The organism is Micromonospora sp. AP08 (assembly GCF_008085935.1).
In the GTDB taxonomy this organism is placed as follows: Bacteria; Actinomycetota; Actinomycetes; order Mycobacteriales; family Micromonosporaceae; genus Micromonospora; species Micromonospora chersina.
The window spans coordinates 613,067-633,751 of the sequence record NZ_VSEZ01000002.1 but is presented as its reverse complement, the minus strand read 5'-3'; the positions used below and the strand labels follow the sequence as shown (position 1 = coordinate 633,751).

At 75.5% G+C, this 20,685-nt stretch carries 20 protein-coding genes; 13 read left to right on the top strand and 7 right to left on the bottom strand.

What is annotated here, in order from left to right; translation table 11 throughout:
- Nucleotides 1–6: 6 nt before the first annotated feature.
- Nucleotides 7–960 carry a twin-arginine translocase subunit TatC gene (gene tatC, locus FXF50_RS06120; protein WP_148426214.1) on the top strand — a complete coding sequence of 318 codons (954 nt, stop codon included), beginning with the start codon at nucleotides 7–9 and terminating at the stop codon, nucleotides 958–960.
- A 139-nt stretch (nucleotides 961–1,099) separates the two neighbouring features.
- Complete coding sequence (locus tag FXF50_RS06115) at nucleotides 1,100–1,495, top strand: hypothetical protein (RefSeq protein WP_222866008.1); 396 nt, start codon at nucleotides 1,100–1,102, stop codon at nucleotides 1,493–1,495.
- 121 nt (nucleotides 1,496–1,616) lie between these two features.
- On the opposite strand, the gene FXF50_RS06110 is transcribed toward FXF50_RS06115, so the two are convergent.
- Nucleotides 1,617–2,501, bottom strand: coding sequence for an ABC transporter substrate-binding protein (locus FXF50_RS06110; RefSeq protein ID WP_148426212.1), 885 nt, complete (start codon nucleotides 2,499–2,501; stop codon nucleotides 1,617–1,619).
- A gap of 160 nt (nucleotides 2,502–2,661) precedes the next feature.
- On the opposite strand from FXF50_RS06110, the gene FXF50_RS06105 reads away from it, so the two are divergent.
- The 5 genes from FXF50_RS06105 (at nucleotide 2,662) to FXF50_RS06085 (ending at nucleotide 8,112) form a co-directional block, all read left to right on the top strand.
- The gene (locus tag FXF50_RS06105; RefSeq protein ID WP_187399548.1) at nucleotides 2,662–3,039 is read left to right on the top strand and encodes an SCP2 sterol-binding domain-containing protein; all 378 of its coding nucleotides are present in this window, start codon (nucleotides 2,662–2,664) and stop codon (nucleotides 3,037–3,039) included.
- On the top strand, nucleotides 3,036–5,087 hold the full coding sequence (locus FXF50_RS06100) for a glycogen debranching N-terminal domain-containing protein (RefSeq protein ID WP_148426210.1): 2,052 nt from the start codon (nucleotides 3,036–3,038) through the stop codon (nucleotides 5,085–5,087). Before FXF50_RS06105 ends, FXF50_RS06100 begins: the two co-directional genes overlap by 4 nt.
- Nucleotides 5,088–5,233: 146 nt before the next feature.
- A complete protein-coding gene (locus FXF50_RS06095; RefSeq protein WP_148426209.1) occupies nucleotides 5,234–5,932 on the top strand; it encodes a hypothetical protein in 699 nt (232 codons plus the stop codon).
- A 137-nt stretch (nucleotides 5,933–6,069) separates the two neighbouring features.
- Nucleotides 6,070–7,113, top strand: coding sequence for a zinc-dependent alcohol dehydrogenase family protein (locus tag FXF50_RS06090; RefSeq protein WP_148426208.1), 1,044 nt, complete (start codon nucleotides 6,070–6,072; stop codon nucleotides 7,111–7,113).
- A gap of 72 nt (nucleotides 7,114–7,185) precedes the next feature.
- Nucleotides 7,186–8,112 (top strand): diacylglycerol kinase, encoded by a 927-nt coding sequence (locus FXF50_RS06085; RefSeq protein ID WP_148426207.1) that lies wholly within the window; start codon nucleotides 7,186–7,188, stop codon nucleotides 8,110–8,112.
- Here the strand turns inward: FXF50_RS06085 and FXF50_RS06080 are convergent.
- Together FXF50_RS06080 and FXF50_RS06075 are read right to left on the bottom strand one after the other, a co-directional pair.
- Nucleotides 8,075–9,040: a DMT family transporter gene (locus FXF50_RS06080; RefSeq protein WP_148426206.1), complete on the bottom strand. Its 966-nt coding sequence runs from the start codon at nucleotides 9,038–9,040 to the stop codon at nucleotides 8,075–8,077. The genes FXF50_RS06085 and FXF50_RS06080 overlap by 38 nt on opposite strands.
- Before the next feature lie 68 nt (nucleotides 9,041–9,108).
- Complete coding sequence (locus tag FXF50_RS06075; RefSeq protein ID WP_148426205.1) at nucleotides 9,109–9,873, bottom strand: HAD family hydrolase; 765 nt, start codon at nucleotides 9,871–9,873, stop codon at nucleotides 9,109–9,111.
- Nucleotides 9,874–9,959: 86 nt separating this feature from the next.
- Here FXF50_RS06075 and FXF50_RS06070 point away from each other — a divergent pair, with 86 nt between their 5' ends.
- Nucleotides 9,960–12,761 carry an RNA helicase gene (locus FXF50_RS06070; RefSeq protein ID WP_148426204.1) on the top strand — a complete coding sequence of 934 codons (2,802 nt, stop codon included), beginning with the start codon at nucleotides 9,960–9,962 and terminating at the stop codon, nucleotides 12,759–12,761.
- Between the two features lie 166 nt (nucleotides 12,762–12,927).
- Complete coding sequence (locus FXF50_RS06065) at nucleotides 12,928–13,812, top strand: MHYT domain-containing protein (RefSeq protein WP_148426203.1); 885 nt, start codon at nucleotides 12,928–12,930, stop codon at nucleotides 13,810–13,812.
- Nucleotides 13,813–13,867: 55 nt separating this feature from the next.
- On the opposite strand, the gene FXF50_RS06060 is transcribed toward FXF50_RS06065, so the two are convergent.
- The gene (locus tag FXF50_RS06060; protein WP_148426202.1) at nucleotides 13,868–14,791 is read right to left on the bottom strand and encodes a 5'-3' exonuclease; all 924 of its coding nucleotides are present in this window, start codon (nucleotides 14,789–14,791) and stop codon (nucleotides 13,868–13,870) included.
- A 100-nt stretch (nucleotides 14,792–14,891) separates the two neighbouring features.
- Here FXF50_RS06060 and FXF50_RS06055 point away from each other — a divergent pair, with 100 nt between their 5' ends.
- Nucleotides 14,892–15,188 carry a hypothetical protein gene (locus tag FXF50_RS06055; protein WP_222866007.1) on the top strand — a complete coding sequence of 99 codons (297 nt, stop codon included), beginning with the start codon at nucleotides 14,892–14,894 and terminating at the stop codon, nucleotides 15,186–15,188.
- 57 nt (nucleotides 15,189–15,245) lie between these two features.
- Nucleotides 15,246–16,319: a DUF4037 domain-containing protein gene (locus FXF50_RS06050; protein ID WP_148426201.1), complete on the top strand. Its 1,074-nt coding sequence runs from the start codon at nucleotides 15,246–15,248 to the stop codon at nucleotides 16,317–16,319.
- Between the two features lie 48 nt (nucleotides 16,320–16,367).
- On the opposite strand, the gene FXF50_RS06045 is transcribed toward FXF50_RS06050, so the two are convergent.
- Nucleotides 16,368–17,213 (bottom strand): MBL fold metallo-hydrolase, encoded by an 846-nt coding sequence (locus FXF50_RS06045; protein ID WP_148426200.1) that lies wholly within the window; start codon nucleotides 17,211–17,213, stop codon nucleotides 16,368–16,370.
- A gap of 54 nt (nucleotides 17,214–17,267) precedes the next feature.
- On the opposite strand from FXF50_RS06045, the gene FXF50_RS06040 reads away from it, so the two are divergent.
- Nucleotides 17,268–17,639 carry a helix-turn-helix domain-containing protein gene (locus FXF50_RS06040; protein ID WP_148426199.1) on the top strand — a complete coding sequence of 124 codons (372 nt, stop codon included), beginning with the start codon at nucleotides 17,268–17,270 and terminating at the stop codon, nucleotides 17,637–17,639.
- 6 nt (nucleotides 17,640–17,645) lie between these two features.
- Here FXF50_RS06040 and FXF50_RS06035 read toward each other — a convergent pair whose 3' ends face one another.
- The gene (locus tag FXF50_RS06035; protein ID WP_148426198.1) at nucleotides 17,646–18,908 is read right to left on the bottom strand and encodes an MFS transporter; all 1,263 of its coding nucleotides are present in this window, start codon (nucleotides 18,906–18,908) and stop codon (nucleotides 17,646–17,648) included.
- An 83-nt stretch (nucleotides 18,909–18,991) separates the two neighbouring features.
- Here FXF50_RS06035 and FXF50_RS06030 point away from each other — a divergent pair, with 83 nt between their 5' ends.
- On the top strand, nucleotides 18,992–19,882 hold the full coding sequence (locus tag FXF50_RS06030) for a winged helix-turn-helix transcriptional regulator (RefSeq protein ID WP_148426197.1): 891 nt from the start codon (nucleotides 18,992–18,994) through the stop codon (nucleotides 19,880–19,882).
- 10 nt (nucleotides 19,883–19,892) lie between these two features.
- Here FXF50_RS06030 and FXF50_RS06025 read toward each other — a convergent pair whose 3' ends face one another.
- Entirely contained in the window at nucleotides 19,893–20,609 is a 717-nt protein-coding gene (locus tag FXF50_RS06025) for a TetR/AcrR family transcriptional regulator (protein WP_148426196.1), read from the bottom strand.
- Nucleotides 20,610–20,685: the final 76 nt, after the last annotated feature.

Genomic DNA, 20,685 nt, shown 5'->3' with positions numbered 1-20,685 from the left:
ACCATCGTGGCCTTCGGGTTGAAGAAGCGCGGCCCGAGCACGTTCGAGCGGGCCGCCGACGGCTCGATGACGCTCATCGAGCACTTCCGCGAGCTGCGCACCAGGCTGTTCCGCGCGTCGCTGGCGATCCTGGTCGGCTTCGGGTTCGGCGTCTGGCTCTCCGGCCGGGTCCTGCACGTGCTGCAGATGCCCTACTGCAACCTGCCGAAGGCGCGGCTCGCCAACGGCGACTGCAACTTCGTGCAGCTCGGCCCGGCCGACCTGTTCCTGTTGCAGATGAAGGTCGCCCTCTGGGTCGGCCTGATCATCGCGGCGCCGGTCTGGCTCTACCAGCTCTGGGCGTTCATCGCGCCGGGCCTGCACCGGCACGAGCGCAGGTACGCCTACTTCTTCACCGCCCTGGCCGCGCCGCTGTTCGCGGCCGGCGCGGTGCTGGCGTTCTTCGTCACGTCCAAGGGCCTGGAGTTCCTGCTCAACGTCTCCGGCGGCGGGGACGTCACCACGACGCTGGACATCACCCGCTACATCGGGTTCGTCACCAACCTGATCCTGCTGTTCGGGGTGGCGTTCGAGTTCCCGCTGATCGTGTTGATGCTCAACTTCGTCGGCCTGGCCAGCGCCAAGCGCCTCCTGGGCTGGTGGCGCGTGGCGATCTTCGTGTTCTTCGCGTTCTCCGCGGTGGTCACGCCGACGCCCGACCCGTTCGGCATGACGGCGCTGGCGATCTGTCTCTCCGCGCTCTACTTCGGCGCGGTGGCGGTGGCGTTCGTCAACGACAAGCGGCGCGGGCGGGGGCGGGAGCTCTACGCGGACGTCGCCGACGACGAGGTGTCGCCGCTGGACCTGTCCGTCGAGCCGGTCGGGGCCGCCGGTGGGGTCGAGGCTGCCGCGCCGGTCGGGGCGCCCGAGCCGGTCGCCGCCCCGGCGCCGATCGAACGCCGCTACGACGACATGACCTGACCGGCCGCGCCGGGCAGCACGTCACACCGGACGCCGTCCCCAGAACGGGGGCGGCGTCCGCGCGTGTCGGCCGGCGACCGGGCCAGCAGACGGAATTTCGGGGCACCATCGGCCTCGGTGGCTCGGCATACTGGCGGCCGTGATCGACAACGACCGGGCGGGCCGCCCCGACCTGCCCTCGGCACTGCGCTTCCTGACCGAACTGGTCGCCTGGGTGGCCACCCCGTGGGCGCTCGCTCCGCACTCCGTGGTGCTGGCGGTCGTCTCGGTGGTGCTGCTGATCGGCCTGCCCGCCGTGTTCGCCACCCCCGGCGACAAGCGGCAGGTCATCGTGCCGGTGCCCGGGCTGGTCACTGTGGCGCTGGTGCTGCTGCAACTGGTCGCCGCGGTGCTCGCGGCCCGGGCGGCCTGGCCGCGGCCGGTCGCGGTCGCGGTGACCGTGCTGGCGGCGGCCACCGTGGTGACCGAGCTGCCCCGCTGGCGCCGTCTCGCGCCGCTCGGCCGCGACGGCCGTCCGGCCAGCCCGGCCACCTGACCCCGCCCGGCCGCGCCGGTTCGACACCGGCTCGCCGGACCCCACGGCGGCGAGGTGGCGGTGTCCGAGGTCCGCGGGATGCGCGACCCAGGCGAGGTGGCCGGCGGCGCAGGCGGCGAGGTCAGGCCACCCGGCGGGCGGCGTCCGGCGGTGGCGCGGGCACGGCGTCCGGGTGCAGGATCGCCGCGATGGCCTCGGCGCCGTCGACCAGGCGCGGGCCGGCCCGCACGATCAGCCCGTCCGCGTCCAGCGCCCAGACCTCCGCGCCGGGGAACCGTGCGGCCACCCCGGCGGCCTGCGCGGCGGCCCCGTCCAGGTGGAAGCCGCACGGCGCGACCAGCACCACCTCGGGCCGGGCGGCCCGCAGCGCCGCCCAGGTGGTCGGCGTGGACCGGGCGCCGGGGTGGGTCGCCACCGGCTCGCCGCCGGCGACCTCGACCAGGTCCGGGATCCAGTGCCCGGCGCCGAACGGCGGGTCCACCCACTCCACCACGGCGACCCGCCGCCGGGTCCGGCCGGCCACCGCCGCGCGGACCGCCGCGAGCCGCCCGCGCAACGCGTCGACCAGGGCCTCGGCCCGGTCGGGCACCCGGGCCGCCGTGCCCACCGCCAGGATCGTGTCCAGCACGTCCGCCAGGGTGTACGGGTCGAGCGACAGCACCTCCGCCCGGCAGCCGAGGTGGTCGACGGCGTCCGCGACCCGGCCCGACGGCAGCGCGCAGACCCGGCACAGGTCCTGGGTGAGGATCAGGTCCGGGTCCAGCCCGGCCAGCGCGCCGGCGTGCAGGGTGTACAGGTCCGAGCCGGCGGCGAGCTGGCCCTTGACGTACGCGTCGATCTCGCCGGGGCTCATGCCCCGGGTGTCCCGGCCGCCCACGACGATCGTGGTGCCGGCCCGGTGCTCGGGCGGCACCGCGCACTCGAAGGTGACGCCGACCAGCTCGTCACCGAGCCCCAGGGCGTAGACGATCTCGGTGGCCGAGGGGAGCAGGGAGACCAGACGCATCCCGCCATCCTGCCCGCCCTCCGCAGTTGCCCGATCCCCAGGTCCACGCCGGGGCCCGGAGTTAGTCTGGGGCGGCGCCCGAGGCGGCGCGGGCGCGTCCGTCGCCGCGGCCCGGCGTCCGTGCCGGCGGCGTGACGACCCTCTGCCGGGAGGCGGTGCCGTGTCCGATCCGATCGAGGCGTTCTTCGCGCAGCTCGCCCGGCGGGCGCCCGAGCGGCTGCTGCGCCGCACCGCCGGCATGATCCGGTTCGATCTGGAGGAGGACGGCGGCCTCGACGTCTGGCACCTGACCATCTCGCACGGCCGGATCCAGGTGGAGCGCCGGGCAGGGGACGCCGACACGGTGATCCGGACCCGGCGGGACTTCTTCCTCCGGATGGCGCGCGGTGAGGCCAAGCCGCTCGCCGCCTGGCTGCGCAACGACCTCACCGCGGACGGGCACTTCCGGTTCGTGGTCCTGCTGGAGCGGCTCTTCCCGGCGTCGCCCGGGGCGCGGCACCCGCGGACCCTCACCGGTGGACGCGGGGAGCCCGGATGAAGCCGGACCTGGTCCGCGTGCTGGACGGCAACGTCTTCGTGCTCAGCGAGGAGAACGGCGACATCGAGGCGAACGTGGACAACCCGTGCGGCTTCTTCGACTTCGACACCCGGTTCCTGTCGGTGTGGCGGCTCACGCTGGACGGTGAGACGCTCCACCCGCTCTCCGTCGCCGAGCGGGACCATCTCCACCTGCGATTCTTCCTCGTGCCGGGCCGGCCGACGCACTACGTGGACGCCAAGTCGTCGGTCATCCGGGAACGGACGATCACCGGCGGCGTCTTCGAGGAACGGCTGACGGTGTTCAACCACGACCACATGCCGGTGGAGTACACCTTACGGCTCGACGTGGGCAGCGACTTCTCCCCGATCCTGGCCGTGTCCATGGAGCGCCAGCCGCCGGGGCGGCTCTACCAGTGCCCCGAGGAGCGCGGCCTTCGCCTCGGCTACCAGCGCGAGAGGTTCCAGCGGGAGACGCTGGTGACCAGCAGCGAACCGGTGCGGGTGGACGAGGCGGGCCTGACCTGGACGGTGCGGCTGGCCCCCAAGCAGTCCTGGACCACCACGCTGCGGGTGCAGGCGCTGGTGCTGCGCCCGGACGGCGTGGACGTCCGCGACCGGTTGGAGCGGCGGCCCCGGGCCGGCGCCGACGATCGCCAGCACGACCTGGCGAACTGGCTGTCCCGGACGCCCCAGCTCAGCTGCGACTGGGAGGCGCTGACCGACGTCTACCGGCGCAGCCTGGTGGACCTGGCGGCCCTGCGGTACTCGCCGCTGACCCTGCCCAGCCAGGCGATGCCCGCCGCCGGCCTGCCCTGGGCGGCCACCATCACCGGCCGGGACAGCATCCTGACCAGCTTCATGGCGCTGCCCGTCGCGTCCGAGCTGGCGTCGGCGACGGTGCGGATGCTCGGCATCGACCAGGGCGCGGTGCTCGACGACTTTCGCGACGAGGAGCCCGGCAAAATCCTCCGCGAGTTCCGCTACGGGGAGATGGTGGCCTTCGAGGAGCGCCCGGAGTCCCCGTACTACGGCAGCGCCGACGCCACCCCGCTCTATGTGATCCTGCTCGACGAGTACGAGCAGTGGACCGGCGACGTCGACCTGGTGCGGGAGTTCGAGGACGAGGCCCGTGCGGCGCTGCGCTGGATCGACGAGTACGGCGACCTGCTCGGCGACGGCTACGTCCGGTACCTGCGCCGCAACGAGCGTTCCGGGGTGGCGAACCAGGGCTGGAAGGACTCCCCGGAGGCGATCTGCTTCGCCGACGGGCGGCTGCCCGGCCCGCCACTGGCGACCTGCGAACTCCAGGGGTACGCGTACGACGCGAAGATGCGCGGCGCGCGGATGGCCCGGGAGTTCTGGGGCGACCCGGCGTACGCCGACCGGCTGGAGCGGGAGGCGGCGGAGCTGCGGGAGCGCTTCGACCGGGACTTCTGGATCGCCGACCGGGGCTACTACGCGCTCGCCCTGGACAGCGACGGCCGGCAGGTCGACGCGCTGGCGTCCAACATGGGCCACCTGCTGTGGAGCGGCATCGTCCCGGCGGAGCGGGCCGCCGAGCTGGCCGCCCACCTGCTCGGGCCCCGGCTCTTCTCCGGCTGGGGCATCCGCAGCCTGGCCACCGGACAGGAGCGCTACAACCCGCTCGGCTACCACGTCGGCGCGGTGTGGCCGTTCGACAACGCGCTGATCGCCTGGGGCCTGCGCCGGTACGGCTTCGCCGAGGAGGCGGGGCGGGTGGCCGAGGCCATTGTGGACGCCTCCCGGTACTTCCAGGGCCGGCTGCCCGAGGCGTTCGCGGGCTATCCCCGCGAGCTGACCGAGTATCCGGTGCGCTACCCGGCCGCGAACAGTCCGCAGGCCATGGCGACAGCCGCCCCGTTCCTGCTGCTGCGTGCCCTGCTCGGGCTGGAGGCGGCCGGCGAGCACCTGCTCATGGCGCCGCGGGTGCCGGCCCGGTTCGGCCGGGTGGAACTGCTCGACGTGCCGGGCCGGTGGGGCCGGCGGGACGTGATCGGCAGCGGGTTGGCCCACGTCGGCCACTGAGCGCCGATCGCGCCGCCCTCACCCCTTGCCAGCACGGCCGGCCCGCTTAGACTCTCCTGACTCCGCCGAGTCCCCCCGGGCGGTGTGCCGGGGTGGTTGTCGGCGCCCGTCCTGGTCAGCACGCTGACCTCCGCTCCGGAGAGCCGATGAAGAGCCGTACCGCCGCCGTCGTGGTCGCGATCTGCGCCACCGCCGCCCTCACCGCCTGCGGTGACGACGACCCCGCCCCGAAGGGCAGCCAGGTCCCGGTGACCGCCACCGACACCAGTTGCGAGGTCTCCACCACCCTCTTCAACCCGGGCGCGGTCACCTTCACGGTGACCAACCGGGGGCAGCAGGCCACCGGGGTCTACCTCTACGGCCGGGAGAAGGCCGGATTCAGCAAGGTGGTCGCCGAGACGGCGGAGGTCGCGCCGGGGAAGACCGGCGACCTGAGCGCCACCCTCGCCACCGGCCTGTACGAGGTCGCCTGCAAGCCCGGGCGGAAGGGCGACGGCATGCGGACCCGGATCACCGTCTCCGACGACGGCGCGGTGGCCAGCGCCGCGGCCGAGACGGCGTACGACCGGGAGGTCGCCGTCGAGCTGACGGCGGCCGGGATCACCGGCGCCGACGGGCTGATCGCCGAGCCCGGCGAGAAGATCGCGTTGCGGGTGACGAACAAGACCACCGGTGCCCGGACGCTGCGCGTGCTCGACCCGGACGCCAAGGCGGCTGCCGAGATCAAGGTGGAGCCGAGCGGCAAGGCGGAGGCGGTCGTGGTGCTCGGCGGCGCCGGCAACTGGACGCTGAAGGTCCAGGGCGACGGCGTCGAGCCGGTGAGCCGGCGGTTCGTCGTGCGCTGACGGTGAGCCCCGCCACCCGGCGGGGAAACCGGGCTCACGGCGTGTCCCGGGCGGTCTAGTGTTCGCCCGGGGCCGCCCGCCCCGCCGCCGGCCGCACCGGCCCGGCGCCCGCCCCGCCCACCGGGAGGACCCCGCACATGCGCGCCACCGTGATCCACGGCCCGAACGACGTCCGGGTCGAGGAGGTGCCGGACGCCGCCGTCCGTACCCCCACCGACGCCGTCGTCCGCGTCGTGCTGGCCTGCATCTGCGGCAGCGACCTGTGGGCGTACCGCGGGGTGGCGCAGCGGCAGCCGGGGCAGCGCATCGGGCACGAGTTCCTCGGTGTGGTCGAGGCGGTCGGCGCCGAGGTCGGCTCGGTGCGGGTCGGCGACCTGGTGGTGGCGCCGTTCGTCTGGTCCGACGGGACCTGCGACTTCTGCCGCGAGGGGCTGCACACCTCCTGCCCGCACGGCGGCTTCTGGGGGTCCGTCGGCTCCGACGGTGGTCAGGGCGAGGCCGTCCGGGTGCCGTACGCCGACGGCACCCTGGTGACGCTGCCCGCCGAGGCGGCCGGCGACGAGCGGCTGCTCACCGCGTTGCTGGCCCTCTCCGACGTGCTGGCCACCGGTCACCACGCCGCCCTGGCCGCCCGGGTCCGCCCCGGGGCCACCGTCGCCGTGGTCGGTGACGGCGCGGTCGGGCTCTGCGGGGTGCTCGCCGCGAAGCGGCTCGGCGCGGAGCAGATCATCGCGTTGGGCCGGCACAGCGCCCGCACCGACATCGCCCGCTCGTTCGGGGCCACCGACGTGGTGGCCGAGCGCGGCGAGGCGGCGATCGCCGCGGTGCGGGAGCTGACCAAGGGGCAGGGCGCGCACGCGGTGCTGGAGGCGGTCGGCACCGAGGACTCGATGCGGACGGCGATCTCCATCGCCCGCGACGGCGGGGCGGTCGGCTACGTCGGGGTCCCGCACGGCGGCAGCGCCGGGGTGGACATCGGGCAGATGTTCAACCGCAACGTGGCCCTCGCGGGCGGTGTCGCACCGGCCCGGGCGTACATCCCGGAACTGCTGGCCGACGTGCTGGCCGGCACCATCGACCCGTCCCCGGTCTTCGACCGGTCGGTGACCCTCGACGGGGTGCCGGACGGCTACCGGGCCATGGACGAGCGGACCGCGCTGAAGGTGCGCATCACCTTCTGACCCGGCGCGCCCCGGCCGGCCCCGGCACGGGACGGTGTCACCCCTGGTGAACGGCCTGGCTCGTGCCGTACGGTGCTCGCCGTGACCGCGCACGATCTTGTCCCGCCCGGCCCGGTGGCCGTGCTCGCCAACCCGACCGCCGGCCGGGGACGCCACCGTGGCCTGCTGCCCCGGCTGCTGGAGCGGTTGGGTGGCGCCGGCCGGCCGGTCGAGCTGCTGCGGGCGCGTACCCCGGAGGAGGCGGAGGCGGCGTGCCACGCCGCGGTGGCCGGCGGCGCCGGGGCGCTGGTCGCGGTGGGCGGGGACGGCACCGTGCACCGGGCCTTGCAGGCGGTCGCGGGCACGGCGGTGCCGTTCGGTCCGGTCCCCGCCGGCACCGGCAACGACTTCGCCGTGGACACCGGCTTCCCGGCCGATCCACTCGCCGCCGTCGACGTGATCGCCGACGCCCTGCGCGCCGGCCGGGCCCAACCGGTCGACCTGGCCCGGCTGACCACCCCCGCGGGCGGCGACCGCTGGTACGGCGCCGTGCTGGCCGCCGGCTTCGACGCGATCGTCAACGAGCGCGCCAACCGGATGCGCTGGCCGCGCGGCCCGCGCCGCTACGACCTGGCCATCCTCGTCGAGCTGGCTCGGCTGCGGCCGCGCCGCTACCGGCTGCGCCTGGACGGGGTGGAGCAGGAGGTCGACGCGGTGCTGGTCGCGGTCGGCAACGCGGCCAGCTACGGCGGCGGCATGCGGATCTGCCCGGACGCCGACCCGCACGACGGGCTGCTGGACGTGGTGGTGGGCGGCCGGTTCGACCGGCGCACCCTCATGCGGGTCAAGCCCCGCATCTACCAGGGCACCCACGTCACGCACCCACTGGTGCGCAGCTACCGGGCCCGCACCGTGGAGCTGGACGCCGAGGGCATCACCACGTACGTGGACGGGGAGCGGGCGTTCGACCTCCCGGTGCGGATCAGCGCGGTGCCGGCGGCGGTGCGGCTGCTGCGCTGACCAGCGCGGCGCCCTCGGCGCCCGGCCCGGCGGGCGGCGGCGGGGCCGCCGGCGCGCCGGCCCGTACCGCGCCGATGCTGGCGGCGATCACCAGGCCGATGGCGAGCACCTCCACGGGGTGCAGCGACTGACCGAGCACGAGCCACCCGGCCAGCGCGGCGATCGCCGGCCCGAGGCTCATGAGCACGGCGAAGGTCGCCGTGGGCAGCCGCCGCAGCGCCAGCAGCTCCAGGGTGTACGGCAGCACCGAGGCGAGCAGGGCCAGCCCGGTGCCGAGCCCCAGCACCGCCGGGTGCCAGAGCCGGCCGCCGGAGCCGACGAGCCCGATCGGCAGGGTGACCAGCGCGGCCACGGCGAGCGCGAGGGCCAGCCCGTCGGCCCGGGGGAACCGCCCGCCGACGCGGGCGGAGCAGACGATGTACGCGGCCCAGAGCGCGCCCGCGGCCAGCGCCAGCGCGGCGCCGACCGGGTTCAGCCGGTCGAACCCGCCCTGGCCGAGCAGGGCCACCCCGGCCAGCGCCAGCCCGGCCCAGCACCAGGCGGCCAGCCGCCGGGCGGTGACCACGGACAGCGCCAGCGGCCCGAGCACCTCCAGGGTGACGGCCGGCCCCAGCGGGATCCGCTCGATCGCCTGGTAGAAGATCGAGTTCATGCCGGCCAGCGCCAGCCCGAAGGCGACCACGGCGGCCCAGTCGCCCCGGCCGTGCCTGCGCAGCCGGGGGCGGCACACGGCCAGCATGAGCAGCGCGCCGATGGTCAGCCGCAGGGTGACCGCCCCGGCCACCCCGGTACGCGGGAACAGCAGCGCGGCCACCGCCGAGCCGAACTGCACCGACAGCGCCCCGCCGAGCACCAGCCCGACCGCACCCGCCCGGCCGCCGGAGAGCCGGCCGGGTACCCGGGAACGAAAGGAGCGGTCGGACGTCATGCCGTTACGCTAGCGCCGCTGGTCAGCCCCACCGCCGGCGGGCCGCCCGGCCGTCGGGACCAGCGCGGTCAGGTCCGCAGGGCCAGGTCGAGGACGGCGCCCAGCCCGTTCGGCCGGCCCGGGTCGGCGCAGGGCAGCACGAGCACCCCGCAGCCGGCCCGCACCGCGCCCGCGTCGGCGGGGGTGTCGCCCACCATGAGCGTCCGCTCGGGATCGACGCCGAGCATCCCGCACGCCCGCAGGAAGATCCCGGGGTCCGGCTTGCAGCGCCCCACCTCGTAGGACAGGGCCCAGGCGTCGACCAGCCCGTCCAGCTTCCAGGCGGCGAACAGCGGCCGCAGGTCGAAGCCGATGTTGCTGACCACCGCCACCTTCACCCCGGCCTCCCGCAGGGCGCCCAGCACCGGCTCGGTGTCCGGGTACGGCACCCAGCCGTCCGGAATCAGCAACCGCTCGTAGAGCGCGTCGGCGAACCCCTCGATGCCGGCGTCGACGGTCTCGGCCAGCCCCGTGTACGCGCCCCGGTGGGCGTGCGGGTAGAGGTCCCGGTCGGCCCAGAGCTCGGCCAGCCGGGGCGGCACCCGGGCCGGCAGCGGCCCGCCCGCCCGGCCGGCGGTCAGCAGCCGGTCGGCCAGCGCGGTGGCCCGCACCCGGTCCAGCTCCACCCCGCAGGCCGCCGCGGCGGCGAGCACCCACTCACGGGGCTCCTCCACCTGGGCGAGGGTGCCGTGGAAGTCGAAGAGCACCGCCTCCACGGGGCGACGGGACGGGCTCGGGCGGACGGCGTCGTCGGCGCCGCTCGAGACTCGGGGCGGTTCGGCATGATCCGGCACGTCGTGCACCCTACCGACCCGCTCCGACCCACCTGCCGGTCGGTCTTGGCCGGTGGCGGTCGGCCCCACCGATTAATCTTGGTGACATGTCGAGCCCCGCCGAGCGGTACGCCGCGGCGCGCCGCCGGGCCGCGCAGGCCTCCGCCTTCCCGGCCCTGGACGAATTCGCCCGCGATCTGGGGTTCGACCTCGACGACTTCCAGCGGGAGGCGTGCGAGGCCCTGGAACGGGGCAGCGGCGTGCTGGTGTGCGCTCCCACCGGCGCCGGCAAGACCGTGGTGGGCGAATTCGCCGTACACCTGGCGCTGCGCGGCACGCCCGGCAAGCCGGCGGCGGCCGACGGCGGCGGGGGCCCGACCACCCGCCGCAAGTGCTTCTACACCACGCCGATCAAGGCGCTGTCCAACCAGAAGTACCACGACCTGGTCGACCGCTACGGCGCCGAGCAGGTCGGCCTGCTCACCGGCGACAACGCGATCAACGGCGACGCGCCCGTGGTGGTGATGACCACCGAGGTGCTGCGCAACATGCTCTACGCCGGCTCGGCCACCCTCGAGGGCCTGGCCTACGTGGTGATGGACGAGGTGCACTACCTCGCCGACCGGTTCCGCGGCGGCGTCTGGGAAGAGGTGATCATCCACCTGCCCGCCTCGGTCACGCTGGTCTCGCTCTCCGCCACCGTCTCCAACGCCGAGGAGTTCGCCGACTGGCTGGTCACCGTGCGCGGTGAGACCGCCGTGGTGGTCAGCGAGCACCGCCCGGTGCCGCTCTGGCAGCACATGCTGGTCGGCAAGCGGATGTTCGACCTGTTCCACGACGCCGACGCCGCCCGCAAGCACGACGTCCACCCGGAGCTGCTGCGCTACACCCGGGACACCGTCCGCCGGCTGGAGCTGGGGGAGGGGCGCAGCGCCGGCCCCGGCGCGGGCCGGCGCGGACCCCGGTGGCGCGGTCCCCTGCGCCCCGACATCGTCGAGCGGCTGGACCGGGAGAACCTGCTGCCGGCGATCCTGTTCATCTTCAGCCGTGCCGGCTGCCAGGCGGCCGTCCAGCAGTGCCTGGCCGCCGGGCTGCGGCTCACCTCGCCCGAGGAGCGCGCCGAGATCCGGCAGGTCGTCGAGTCGCGGATCACCGCCATCCCCGGCGAGGACCTGACCGTGCTGGGCTACTGGGAGTGGCTCGACGGGTTGGAGCGCGGGCTCGCCGCCCACCACGCCGGCATGCTGCCCGCGTTCAAGGAGGTCGTCGAGGAGCTGTTCGTCCGCGGCCTGGTCAAGGCGGTCTTCGCCACCGAGACGCTCGCCCTGGGCATCAACATGCCGGCCCGCTGCGTCGTGCTGGAGCGCCTGGTCAAGTTCAACGGCGAGGCGCACGTCGACCTCACCCCGGGGGAGTACACGCAGCTCACCGGGCGGGCCGGCCGGCGCGGCATCGACGTCGAGGGGCACGCCGTGGTGGTCTGGTCGCCGGAGACCGACCCCCGGCACGTCGCCGGTCTCGCCTCGACCCGCACCTACCCGCTGCGGTCCAGCTTCCGGCCCTCCTACAACATGGCCGTCAACCTGGTCGGCACCGTCGGCGCGGAGCCGGCCCGGGCCCTGCTGGAGTCCTCGTTCGCGCAGTTCCAGGCGGACCGGTCGGTGGTCGGCCTGGCCCGGCAGGTGCAGCGCAACACCGAGACCATCGAGGCGTACGGCGTCGAGGCGACCTGCCACCAGGGCGACTTCGACGAATACTTCGCCCTGCGGGTGGCCATCGCCGACCGGGAGCGCGCCATCGCCCGGCAGGGGCAGACCCAGCGCAAGGCGGCGGCGGTCGCCTCGCTGGAGCGGCTGCGGGTGGGCGACGTGATCCGGGTGCCCTCGGGCCGGCGGGCCGGCCTCGCGGTGGTGCTCGACCCGGCCACCGGCGGCTTCGGTGAGCCCCGCCCGCTGGTGCTGACCCAGGACCGCTGGGCGGGGCGGGTCAGCCCCGGCGACTTCACCACGCCGGCCGAGGTGCTCGCCCGGATCCGGGTGCCGAAGCACTTCAACCACCGCTCGCCGGCGGCCCGCCGGGACCTGGCCGCCGAGGTCAGCGGCACGGGGCTGGACCGGCACGGAGGCCGCCGGGGCGGGCGCTCCCGGCAGGCGGTCGGCGAGGACCACCGGCTCAGCCAGCTCCGCACCGAGCTGCGCCGGCACCCCTGCCACGCCTGCCCCGAGCGGGAGGAGCACGCCCGCTGGGCCGAGCGGCGCCGCCGCCTGGAGCGCGACACCGAGGAGCTGCGCCAGCGGGTGGCCGGCCGGACCGGTTCGCTGGCCCGCACCTTCGACCGGATCGTGGCGCTGCTGACCGCGCGCGGCTACCTCACCCCGGAGGGCGAGGTGACCGACGCCGGCCGGATGCTCGGCCGGATCTGGACCGAGGCCGACCTGCTGGTCGCCGAGTGCCTGCGCCGCAAGCTGTGGGACGGGCTCTCCCCGGCCGAGCTGGCCGCCGCCGTCTCGGTGGTGGTGTTCGAGGCCCGCCGGGACGTCGACGAGCGGGCCGGTCTGCCCCGCGGCCCGGTCGCGGAGGCGGTCGACGAGACGCTGAAGCTCTGGGGTGACATCGAGGCCGACGAGGCGTCCCGCGGCCTGGCGGTCACCCGCGAGCCGGACCTCGGCTTCGCCTGGCCGATCTACCGCTGGGCACGGGGCGAGGCCCTGGCCAAGGTGCTGGCCAGCGGGCACCAGATCGACGGCGAGATGCCGGCCGGCGACTTCGTCCGCTGGGCCCGGCAGGTGGTCGACCTGCTCGGCCAGCTCGCCGATTCCGGCGGTGCGTCCACCGAGCTGCGCTCGACCGCCCGGCAGGCGATCGCGGCGGTCAACCGGGGCGTCCTGGCCTACCACGCCACCGCCTGATCATCACTTTCGGTCACCGCCGGCCGAAAATCGACGCATCGCTCTGTCACTGTGACACCACCCCCCGGAACGTCCGGGGGGTGGTGTCGCGCCTGGTCAGCGGCTCCCACATGATTGCCGGGGCGCAAGTGTTACGCGCCGGTAACCAGCCGGGAGGAAGGCCGTCGTGGCGGAGATCAATCACTTCGAGTACGGGTGGATCACCCCCGCGCTCAGTTACGCGCTGTCCGTGCTCGGCTCGGCGCTCGGGCTGGTCTGCGCCGGGCGGCTCCGGACCGCGACCGGCGCCGGCCAGCGGGCCTGGTGGGGTCTCCTGGCCGCCTGGGCCCTGGGCGGCACGGCGATCTGGGCGATGCACTTCATGGCGATGCTCGGCTTCGCCGTCGCGGGCACCCGGATCCGGTACGACGTCCCGCTGACCGCCGCCAGCACGGCGATCGCGGTGGCCGCGGTCGGCCTCGGCCTCGCCATCGTGGGCACCCGCCGGCTCTCGGCGGTCCGGCTGATCGCCGGCGGCCTGTTCACCGGCGCCGGGGTGGCCGCCGCGCACTACACCGGGATGGCCGCCATGCGCCTGGACGGCACCCTCGGCTACGACCGGGCGCGGGTGGCGCTCTCCGTGGGCGTCGCCGTGGTGGCGGCGACCGTGGCGCTCTGGCTGTCGATGACCGTCCGCCGGGGGCTGGCCATCGCCGCCTCCGCCCTGGTCATGGGCGTCGCCGTCAACGGCGTGCACTTCACCGGGATGAGCGCCCTGTCGGTGCACCCGCACGAGTCGCGCGGCGACCTGGCCGGCGCCGAGGCGAGCAGCCTGCTGGTGCCGATCATCCTGGCCGTGGTCTTCGGCGTGGTCGGGCTGGTGTACGCGCTGCTCGCCGCCCCGACCGACGACGACCGGGCCGGCGCCGCGTATCTCGACTCGCGGCGGGACGGGCTGCCGGAGGCCGCCGCTGCGGAGCCCGCGCCGGACCCGGTGGGCCTGCGCGCCCGGTCCACCCTGGGGCAGCCGGGCACCCCGTTCCCGTCCCGCCGGGACGCCGGCCGCCGCTGACCGCTTTCGGTCGTCGCCGCGGCCTGATCCGGCCGGGCCGACCCGGCCGTCCCGGTCAGGACCGGGGCATCGCGAGGGCGTCCACCAGGCGTCGGCACGAGCCGGCCAGGTTCCACCGCTGCGCCAGCTCCAGCAGCCGGTCCGGGTCCGCCGGCGCCGTGGGCAACGCCGTGGCCAGCTCCGGCAGCGGCACGTCGGTGGCGACCCGGACCACCTTCGGCGCGACGGCCAGGTAGTCGCGGGCGGCGTTCAGCTTGGTGCGCAGCCCGGGGGCGAAGCCGGAGCCCGGGTCGTCCAGCGCGGCGAGGATGCCGGGCAGGCCGTCGTAGCGCTCGATGAGGCGGGCGGCGGTCTTCTCGCCCACCCCGGGCACGCCGGGCAGGCCGTCGCTCGGGTCGCCGCGCAGCGCCGCGAAGTCGGCGTAGCGGTCGGCGGGCACACCGTAGCGGGCCCGGACCGCGGCGTCGTCGCAGTCGTCGAGCTTGGCCACGCCGCGGCCCACGTAGAGCAGGCGCACCTGGCGGGCGTCGTCGACGAGCTGGAAGAGGTCGCGGTCGCCGGAGACCACCTCGGCCGGGCCGGGCTGGGTGACCGAGAGGGTGCCGAGCACGTCGTCGGCCTCGTAGCCGGTGGCGCCGACCGCCGGGATGCCGAGCGCGTCGAGCACCTCCAGGATCATCGGCACCTGCGGGGAGAGGGTGTCCGGCACCACCTCGCCGCCCTCGGGCGCCACCCGGTGGGCCTTGTACGACGGCAGCAGCTCCACCCGCCACGCCGGTCGCCAGTCGTGGTCGAGCGCGCAGACCATCCGGTCCGGCCGCCGGGTGCGGACGAGCTGGGCCAGCATGTCGAGGAAGCCGCGGACGGCGTTGACCGGCTGGCCGTCGTCCGTCTTCGCCGCCGACTCCGGGATGCCGAAGTAGGCGCGGAAGTAGAGGCTCGGGGAGTCGATCAGCAGGATCGGGGGTCGGTGTGCCACGCGGACAGCCTGGCACAGCCCACCGACGAGGTGGGGGACGGCCGGCCGGCACCCGAGCCAACGCGAGCTGGCCGACCACACCGGCCTGGAACCGCTCTACGTGTCGAAGCTGGCCCGGTCCCTGGCGGCCGGCGGCGAGCCGGCCGAGCTGGTCGCCCGGATCGAGGCGTACGACCGGTGGCTGGCCGCCAGCGACCGGGTGCCGAAGCTCCTGCTGACCTTCGAGGGCTCACCGACCCTGCTGATCACCCCGGAGCTGGCCGACTGGTGCGCGCGGAACATGGTGGCCCTGGAGACGGTCGCCTGCGGGCCGGCCGGGCACCACGCGCCCGAGGACCGACCCACCGAGATCGCCGCCGCCATCTCCCCCTGGGCGGACCGCCACCACCTCCGCTGACCGTCGTCGGCCGGAAACCGGGCCGCGCGATCGGCGTGCGGTGCGCAGACTGGCGGGGTGACGTTCGTACCCGGCCTGACCCTGGCGCACCGGTTCCACGACGAGGTGGTCGCCCCGCTGCTGGCCCGCCGGCTGCCGCGCCTGCGCTACGCCGCGGGGCTGCTCGACGGCGGCTCGGAGCTGCTCGGCCTGGACACGCCGCGGTCGACCGACCACGACTGGGGGCCACGCACCCAGCTCTTCGTCGCCGACGCGGCCGAGGTGGCGCCGGTGCGGGCCGTCCTCGACGCGGAGCTGCCGACCGAGTTCCTCGGCTGGCCGACCCGGTTCACCGGCGGCCCGACGGTCCGGCTCGGCGTGGCCCGCGCCGACGGCGAGCGGCACGGGGTGAGCGTCGACGAGCTGGGCGCGTGGCTGCGCGACCGGCTGGGCGGTGACCCGCAGGCCGGGATGACGACGGCGGACTGGCTGGCCGCGCCCACCCAGCGGCTCGCCGAGCTGACCGGCGGGGCGGTGTTCCACGACGGGCTGGACGGGGCGCTCACCGCCGTGCGGGCCCGGCTGGCCTGGTACCCGGACGACGTCTGGCGGCACGTGCTGGCGGCCGGGTGGCAGCGGGTCGGCCAGGTCGAGCACCTGGCGGGCCGCTGCGCCGAGGTCGGCGACGAGCTGGGCAGCCGGGTGGTGACCGCCACGCTGGCCCGCGACCTGATGCGCCTGGGCCTGCTGCTGCACCGCCGCTGGCCCCCGTACGCCAAATGGCTCGGCACGGTCTTCGCCGCGCTGCCCGTCGCGGCGCCGGTGGTGGACGGGCTGACCACGGCCCTGGGCCCGGACGGCTGGCCCCGGCGGCAGGCCGGGCTGGTCCGGGCGCTGGAGACCGTGGCGGCCTGGACCAACGACACCGGCCTGGCCGAGCCGGTCGACCCGACCGCCCGGCCGTTCCACGACCGGCCGTTCCTGGTCCTGCGTGCCGAGCGGTTCACCACGGCGCTGCGCGCCGCGATCACCGACCCGGTGTTGCGGGCCCGCCCGCCGGTCGGCGCCGTGGACCAGTACCTCGACAACGTCGACGTGCTCACCCGCCCGGCTCGGGCCCGCCGGGTCGCCGCGGCCGTCCTGCCGGACTGAGCGCCGGCGACGAATCCGCGCCGGGGTCCGCCGCCGGGCGCCCGCCCGTCAGGCGGGGCTCGCCGGGGCGTCCTGCCGGTGCCGGGCGAACTCCCACGGGTCGTGCGCCGAGACGACGTCGACCTGGTCCGGCTGCTCGGCGAGGAGGGCCCGGAGCCGGTCCACGTTGCGCAGCCGCAGCGGACGGTCCGTCTCCACGGACGCCTGGAGGGCGTCGAACGCCGGCGGGGTCGGCGGCAGGCCCGGCTGGACCTCGCCCCGGTAGAAGTACGCGTCGCCGGCGTGGACCAGCCACGCGGAGCCGCCGCCGGTGGAGCGTCGCACGGCCACGGCGACGTGCCCCGGGGTGTGCCCGGCCAGCGGCACCAGCAGGATCTCCGGCGGCAGGCCGGCGAGCTGCCGCACCCCGTCGAATCCCCGCCAGCGCTCCCCGGCGTCGCCGGAGTAGGTGACCCAGTTCGGCTCGTGCGCCCCGTGCGTCGGCAGGTAGCGGTCGTTTCCGGCGACCGTGGCGGCGCGGTGCTCGGCCTCGTGCAGGTGCACCCGCGCGTGTGGGAAGTCGGCCAGGCCGCCGGTGTGGTCCCGGTGCAGGTGGGTCACCACGATGTGGCGTACGTCGGCCGGCGCGTAGCCGAGCCGCTGGATCTGGCGGACGGCGGTCTCCTCCGGGTCGAGGACGGGCTGGGCCCAGGCGAGGAAGTCGGACCCGAGCCGCCGCTCCGGGTCCTGGACGTCGAGCGTGCCGTAGCCGGTCTCGACGAGCACCAGGCCGGCGGAGTCGGTCTCCACGAGCAGGCAGTGGCAGACTGCGGGCAACGGCCGGAGCGCGCCGTCCGGATCGGACGGTGGGGCGACCTCCCGCATGGAGCCGCAGTTGAGATGGTGGATGCGCATGGTTCCCCCTGAGCTGGCGACGAAGGGCCGTGCCGAACGCTAGGAGGCGGTCTCGTGACTCACCAAACGGTTGGCCACGACGGGGTGGACCTGCGACAGCTCTGCTCCGGCCCGGACGCCCGCCCCGATCCGTCCTGCCCGGTGGAGGTCACCCTGGCCGCGCTGCGCGGCCGCTGGACCGCGCTGGTGATCGGCGCGGTCGCCCGGGGCCCGCACTCGTTCAGCGACCTCGCGCACGCGCTGCCGACCCTGTCGGACAAGGTGCTGACCGATCGCCTGGTCCAGCTGACCGCGGCCGGTGTGGTGGCCCGGCACCGGACCGCGTCCTGGCCGCCTCGGGTGACCTACACCCTCACCGAGCGGGGCCGGGCGCTGCTGCCGGTCCTGCGGGCCATGTGGGACTGGGGCGCGGCGGAGGCCGGTTAGCGGGGGTCACCGCGCGGCGACGGTCTCCGGGACGGTCGGCTCGTCGACCCGCAGGTCGGTCAGGTCGCGCAGGCGGCGTACGGGGGACAGCAACAGGGCCAGGGGAGCCAGCACGGTGGCCGCGGCGAAGCAGAACAGGGTGACCCGGGCGCCGGCCAGCCCGGCGAGCGCCCCGGCGAGCAGCCCGCCGACCGGGATGGCACCCCAGGAGACGAAGCGGACGGTGGCCATCACCCGGGAGAGCAGGTCGGGCGGGCTCGCCGTCTGCCGGTAGGTGCGGGTGGTCACGCTGAGCACCACCACGCCACCGGCGAAGACCACGTTGCCGGCCGCGAACGCGAGGTACGCCGGCCAGCCGGCGCCCACCGGCACGAGGAACGCGCCGCCGACCGCCACCACGCAGGCGACCAGCAGCGACCGGGCGGTGCCCCACCGCCGGGTGATCCACGGGGTGAGGGCCGCGCCGACCAGCGAGCCGACCCCCTCGACCGCGAGCAGCACGCCGACCAGCGCGGCCGGGGCGTGCAGTTCCCGGACCAGGTAGAGCGGGTAGACGGCGAGCTGCGCCCCGCAGACGAAGTTCACCGCGGTGGCCGTCCACATGGTCGGTCCCATCACGGGGTGGCGGGTGACGTACCGCCAGCCCTCGCCGATCATGGCGCGGACCGGGGGCCAGCGGTCCGGGGCGTCGACCCGGCGGGCGGGCAGCGACCCGAGCAGCGCGGCGGAGACCAGGTAGCTGGCCGCGTCGACCAGCACGGCCGGCACGGCGCCGAGGGCCTGCACCGCCAGGCCGCCCAGGGACGGGCCGGTGAGCTGGGTGGCGGCGTGGGTGGCCGAGGTGAGGCTGTTTCGGGCGTGCAGCTGGTCGCGGCCGACGATGGCCGGCAGGAAGGTGGCGTTGGCGACGTCGAACAGCACGTTGGCGAAGCTGACCACCAGCGCCACGACGACCAGCTGGGCGACCGTGAGCCGGCCCCACCACCAGGCGAGCGGCACGGAGGCCACGGCGACGGCCCGGGCCAGGTCGGCGCCGACCTGCGCGCCGCGCAGCGGCAGCCGTTGGACGATCACGCCGGCGGGCAGCCCGATCACCAGCCAGGCGACGTAGCTCGCGGCGGCCACCAGGCCCATCTCGAACGCGGACGCGTCCAGCACGGTCAGCGCGGTGAGCGGCAACGCGACGGCGCCGACCGCCGACCCCACCGAGCTGGTGGTGCCGGCGGCCCACCAGCGCCAGAACACCCCGGCCCCCTGCTCGACGGACATGCCGCCAACCCCCGATCCGAGCCAGTGAGTTCCAATTTGAAACGGACTATAGTCGAGGCTCCGGGTCGAGCGGGAGGTGGGATGTGAGACGGGCGGACCTCGGCGACGCCGACTGCGGCATCGCGCAGGCGCTCGGCGTGCTGGGGGACTGGTGGACGGTGCTGATCGTGCGCGAGGTCGCCGGCGGCACCACGCGCTTCGACGGGTTGCAGCGCGAGCTGGGCGTGAGCCGGCGGGCGCTCACCGAGCGGCTCAACGGGCTGGTCGAGCACGGCGTGCTGCGCCGCGAGCCCTACTCGGCGCACCCACCGCGCCACGACTACCTGCTCACCGCCAAGGGGGAGGCCCTGCTGCCGGTGCTGGTCGCCCTCCAGGACTGGGGCACCCGGCACGTGATGGGCGACGGCGGGCTGACCGCGACCGCCGACGCGGACTCCGCCGAGGCGCGCCGGGTGCACCGGCTCGTCGGCCGGCGCGTACCCCCGATGAGCCTGGCCCGGCACGACGGCGGCACGGAGTCACCGGCGGCGCCCGGGCGGTGGACGGTGCTCTACCTGTTCCCGGGCGCGTTCGCGCCGGGCGCCCCGGCCCTCCCGCCGAGCTGGGGGGAGATCCCGGGCGCCGTCGGGTGCACGCTCGAATCGCGCACGTACGCCGAGCGGCACCCGCTGTTCCACGCGGCCGGGGCCGAGGTGCGGGGCGTGAGCACGCAGCGTCCCGACCAGCTCGCCGCCTTCGCCGCGCACGCCCGGTTGCCGTACCCGCTGCTCTCCGACCAGGACGGTCGGCTCGCCGCCGGCCTGCTGCTGCCCACCTTCCGGGCCGGCGGCGTGGCGCGGTTCAAACGGCTCACCCTGCTGCTGGACCCGGAGGCGGTGGTGCGGGCCGTGCAGTTCCCGGTCACCGACCCGGCCGGCTCGGTCGACGAGATGCTCGCCGAGGTGCGCCGCCGCACCGCCGCCGAGGCGGTCTAGGCGTCCCGCCTCAGCGGGGCCGGCGGGACGAGGTCCAGCCCTGCCGTTGCAGCCGTTCGATGCCGTCCAGCAGCAGGTCCAGCGCGAACTCGAACTCGAACCGGTCGTCACAGCCCTGCCCGACGACCGACTCGTCGTCGTGGGACGCGGCCGTGGCGATCTCCGCGAGGTGCGGGAACCGGGCCGCGGCCTCCGGCGGGAAGCCCGCCGGCGGCTCCGGGTTGGTCGTGCCGGACCGGCCGGCGGTCCGGGCGGCGTCGAACAGTTCCTGGCTGAAGCCCAGGATCCGGCTGCCCATCGCGTGCATCACGTGGTGCGCGAGGTCGGCGGAGAGCCCGCCGGCCCGGAACGTCGCGACCATCGAGTCGAGGTAGGCCAGGATGGCCGGTGTCGCCATGTTCCGCGACTCGATGGCGAGCGGCGCCCAGGGGTGGCGCCGCAGCACCTCCCGCGCCGACAGGATGCGCCGGCGGACCGCCTGCTTCCAGTCGGCGTCGGGCACCGGCGGGTCGATCTCATCGACGACCACGTCGATCATGCCGTCGAGCAGTTCGTCCTTGTTGGCCACGTGCTTGTAGAGGGCCATCGGCACGACGCCCAGATCCTGGGCGAGGTTGCGCATGCTGAGGGACTCGATCCCGGTCAGGTCGGCGAGCGCGATGGCGGCACGCAGGATCCGGTCCCTGCTCAACGGGGCCCGGCGCAGCGTCTCAGCCTGCTCAGCCATCTCGATCCTCGTCTTCCGGCGGCGTAGGAACCATAACGCCCTTGACGGGTGTACGCCGTACACCTACCGTCAGGTG

Bases quoted from the DNA above. Each gene is read 5' to 3' on its own strand.
- FXF50_RS06110 (WP_148426212.1), bottom strand. From the start codon at position 2,501: ATGCGTCTGGTCTCCCTGCTCCCCTCGGCCACCGAGATCGTCTACGCC.
- FXF50_RS06100 (WP_148426210.1), top strand. From the start codon at position 3,036: ATGAAGCCGGACCTGGTCCGCGTGCTGGACGGCAACGTCTTCGTGCTC.
- FXF50_RS06095 (WP_148426209.1), top strand. From the start codon at position 5,234: ATGAAGAGCCGTACCGCCGCCGTCGTGGTCGCGATCTGCGCCACCGCC.
- FXF50_RS06090 (WP_148426208.1), top strand. From the start codon at position 6,070: ATGCGCGCCACCGTGATCCACGGCCCGAACGACGTCCGGGTCGAGGAG.
- FXF50_RS06080 (WP_148426206.1), bottom strand. From the start codon at position 9,040: ATGACGTCCGACCGCTCCTTTCGTTCCCGGGTACCCGGCCGGCTCTCC.
- FXF50_RS06070 (WP_148426204.1), top strand. From the start codon at position 9,960: ATGTCGAGCCCCGCCGAGCGGTACGCCGCGGCGCGCCGCCGGGCCGCG.
- FXF50_RS06045 (WP_148426200.1), bottom strand. From the start codon at position 17,213: ATGCGCATCCACCATCTCAACTGCGGCTCCATGCGGGAGGTCGCCCCA.
- FXF50_RS06035 (WP_148426198.1), bottom strand. From the start codon at position 18,908: ATGTCCGTCGAGCAGGGGGCCGGGGTGTTCTGGCGCTGGTGGGCCGCC.
- FXF50_RS06025 (WP_148426196.1), bottom strand. From the start codon at position 20,609: ATGGCTGAGCAGGCTGAGACGCTGCGCCGGGCCCCGTTGAGCAGGGAC.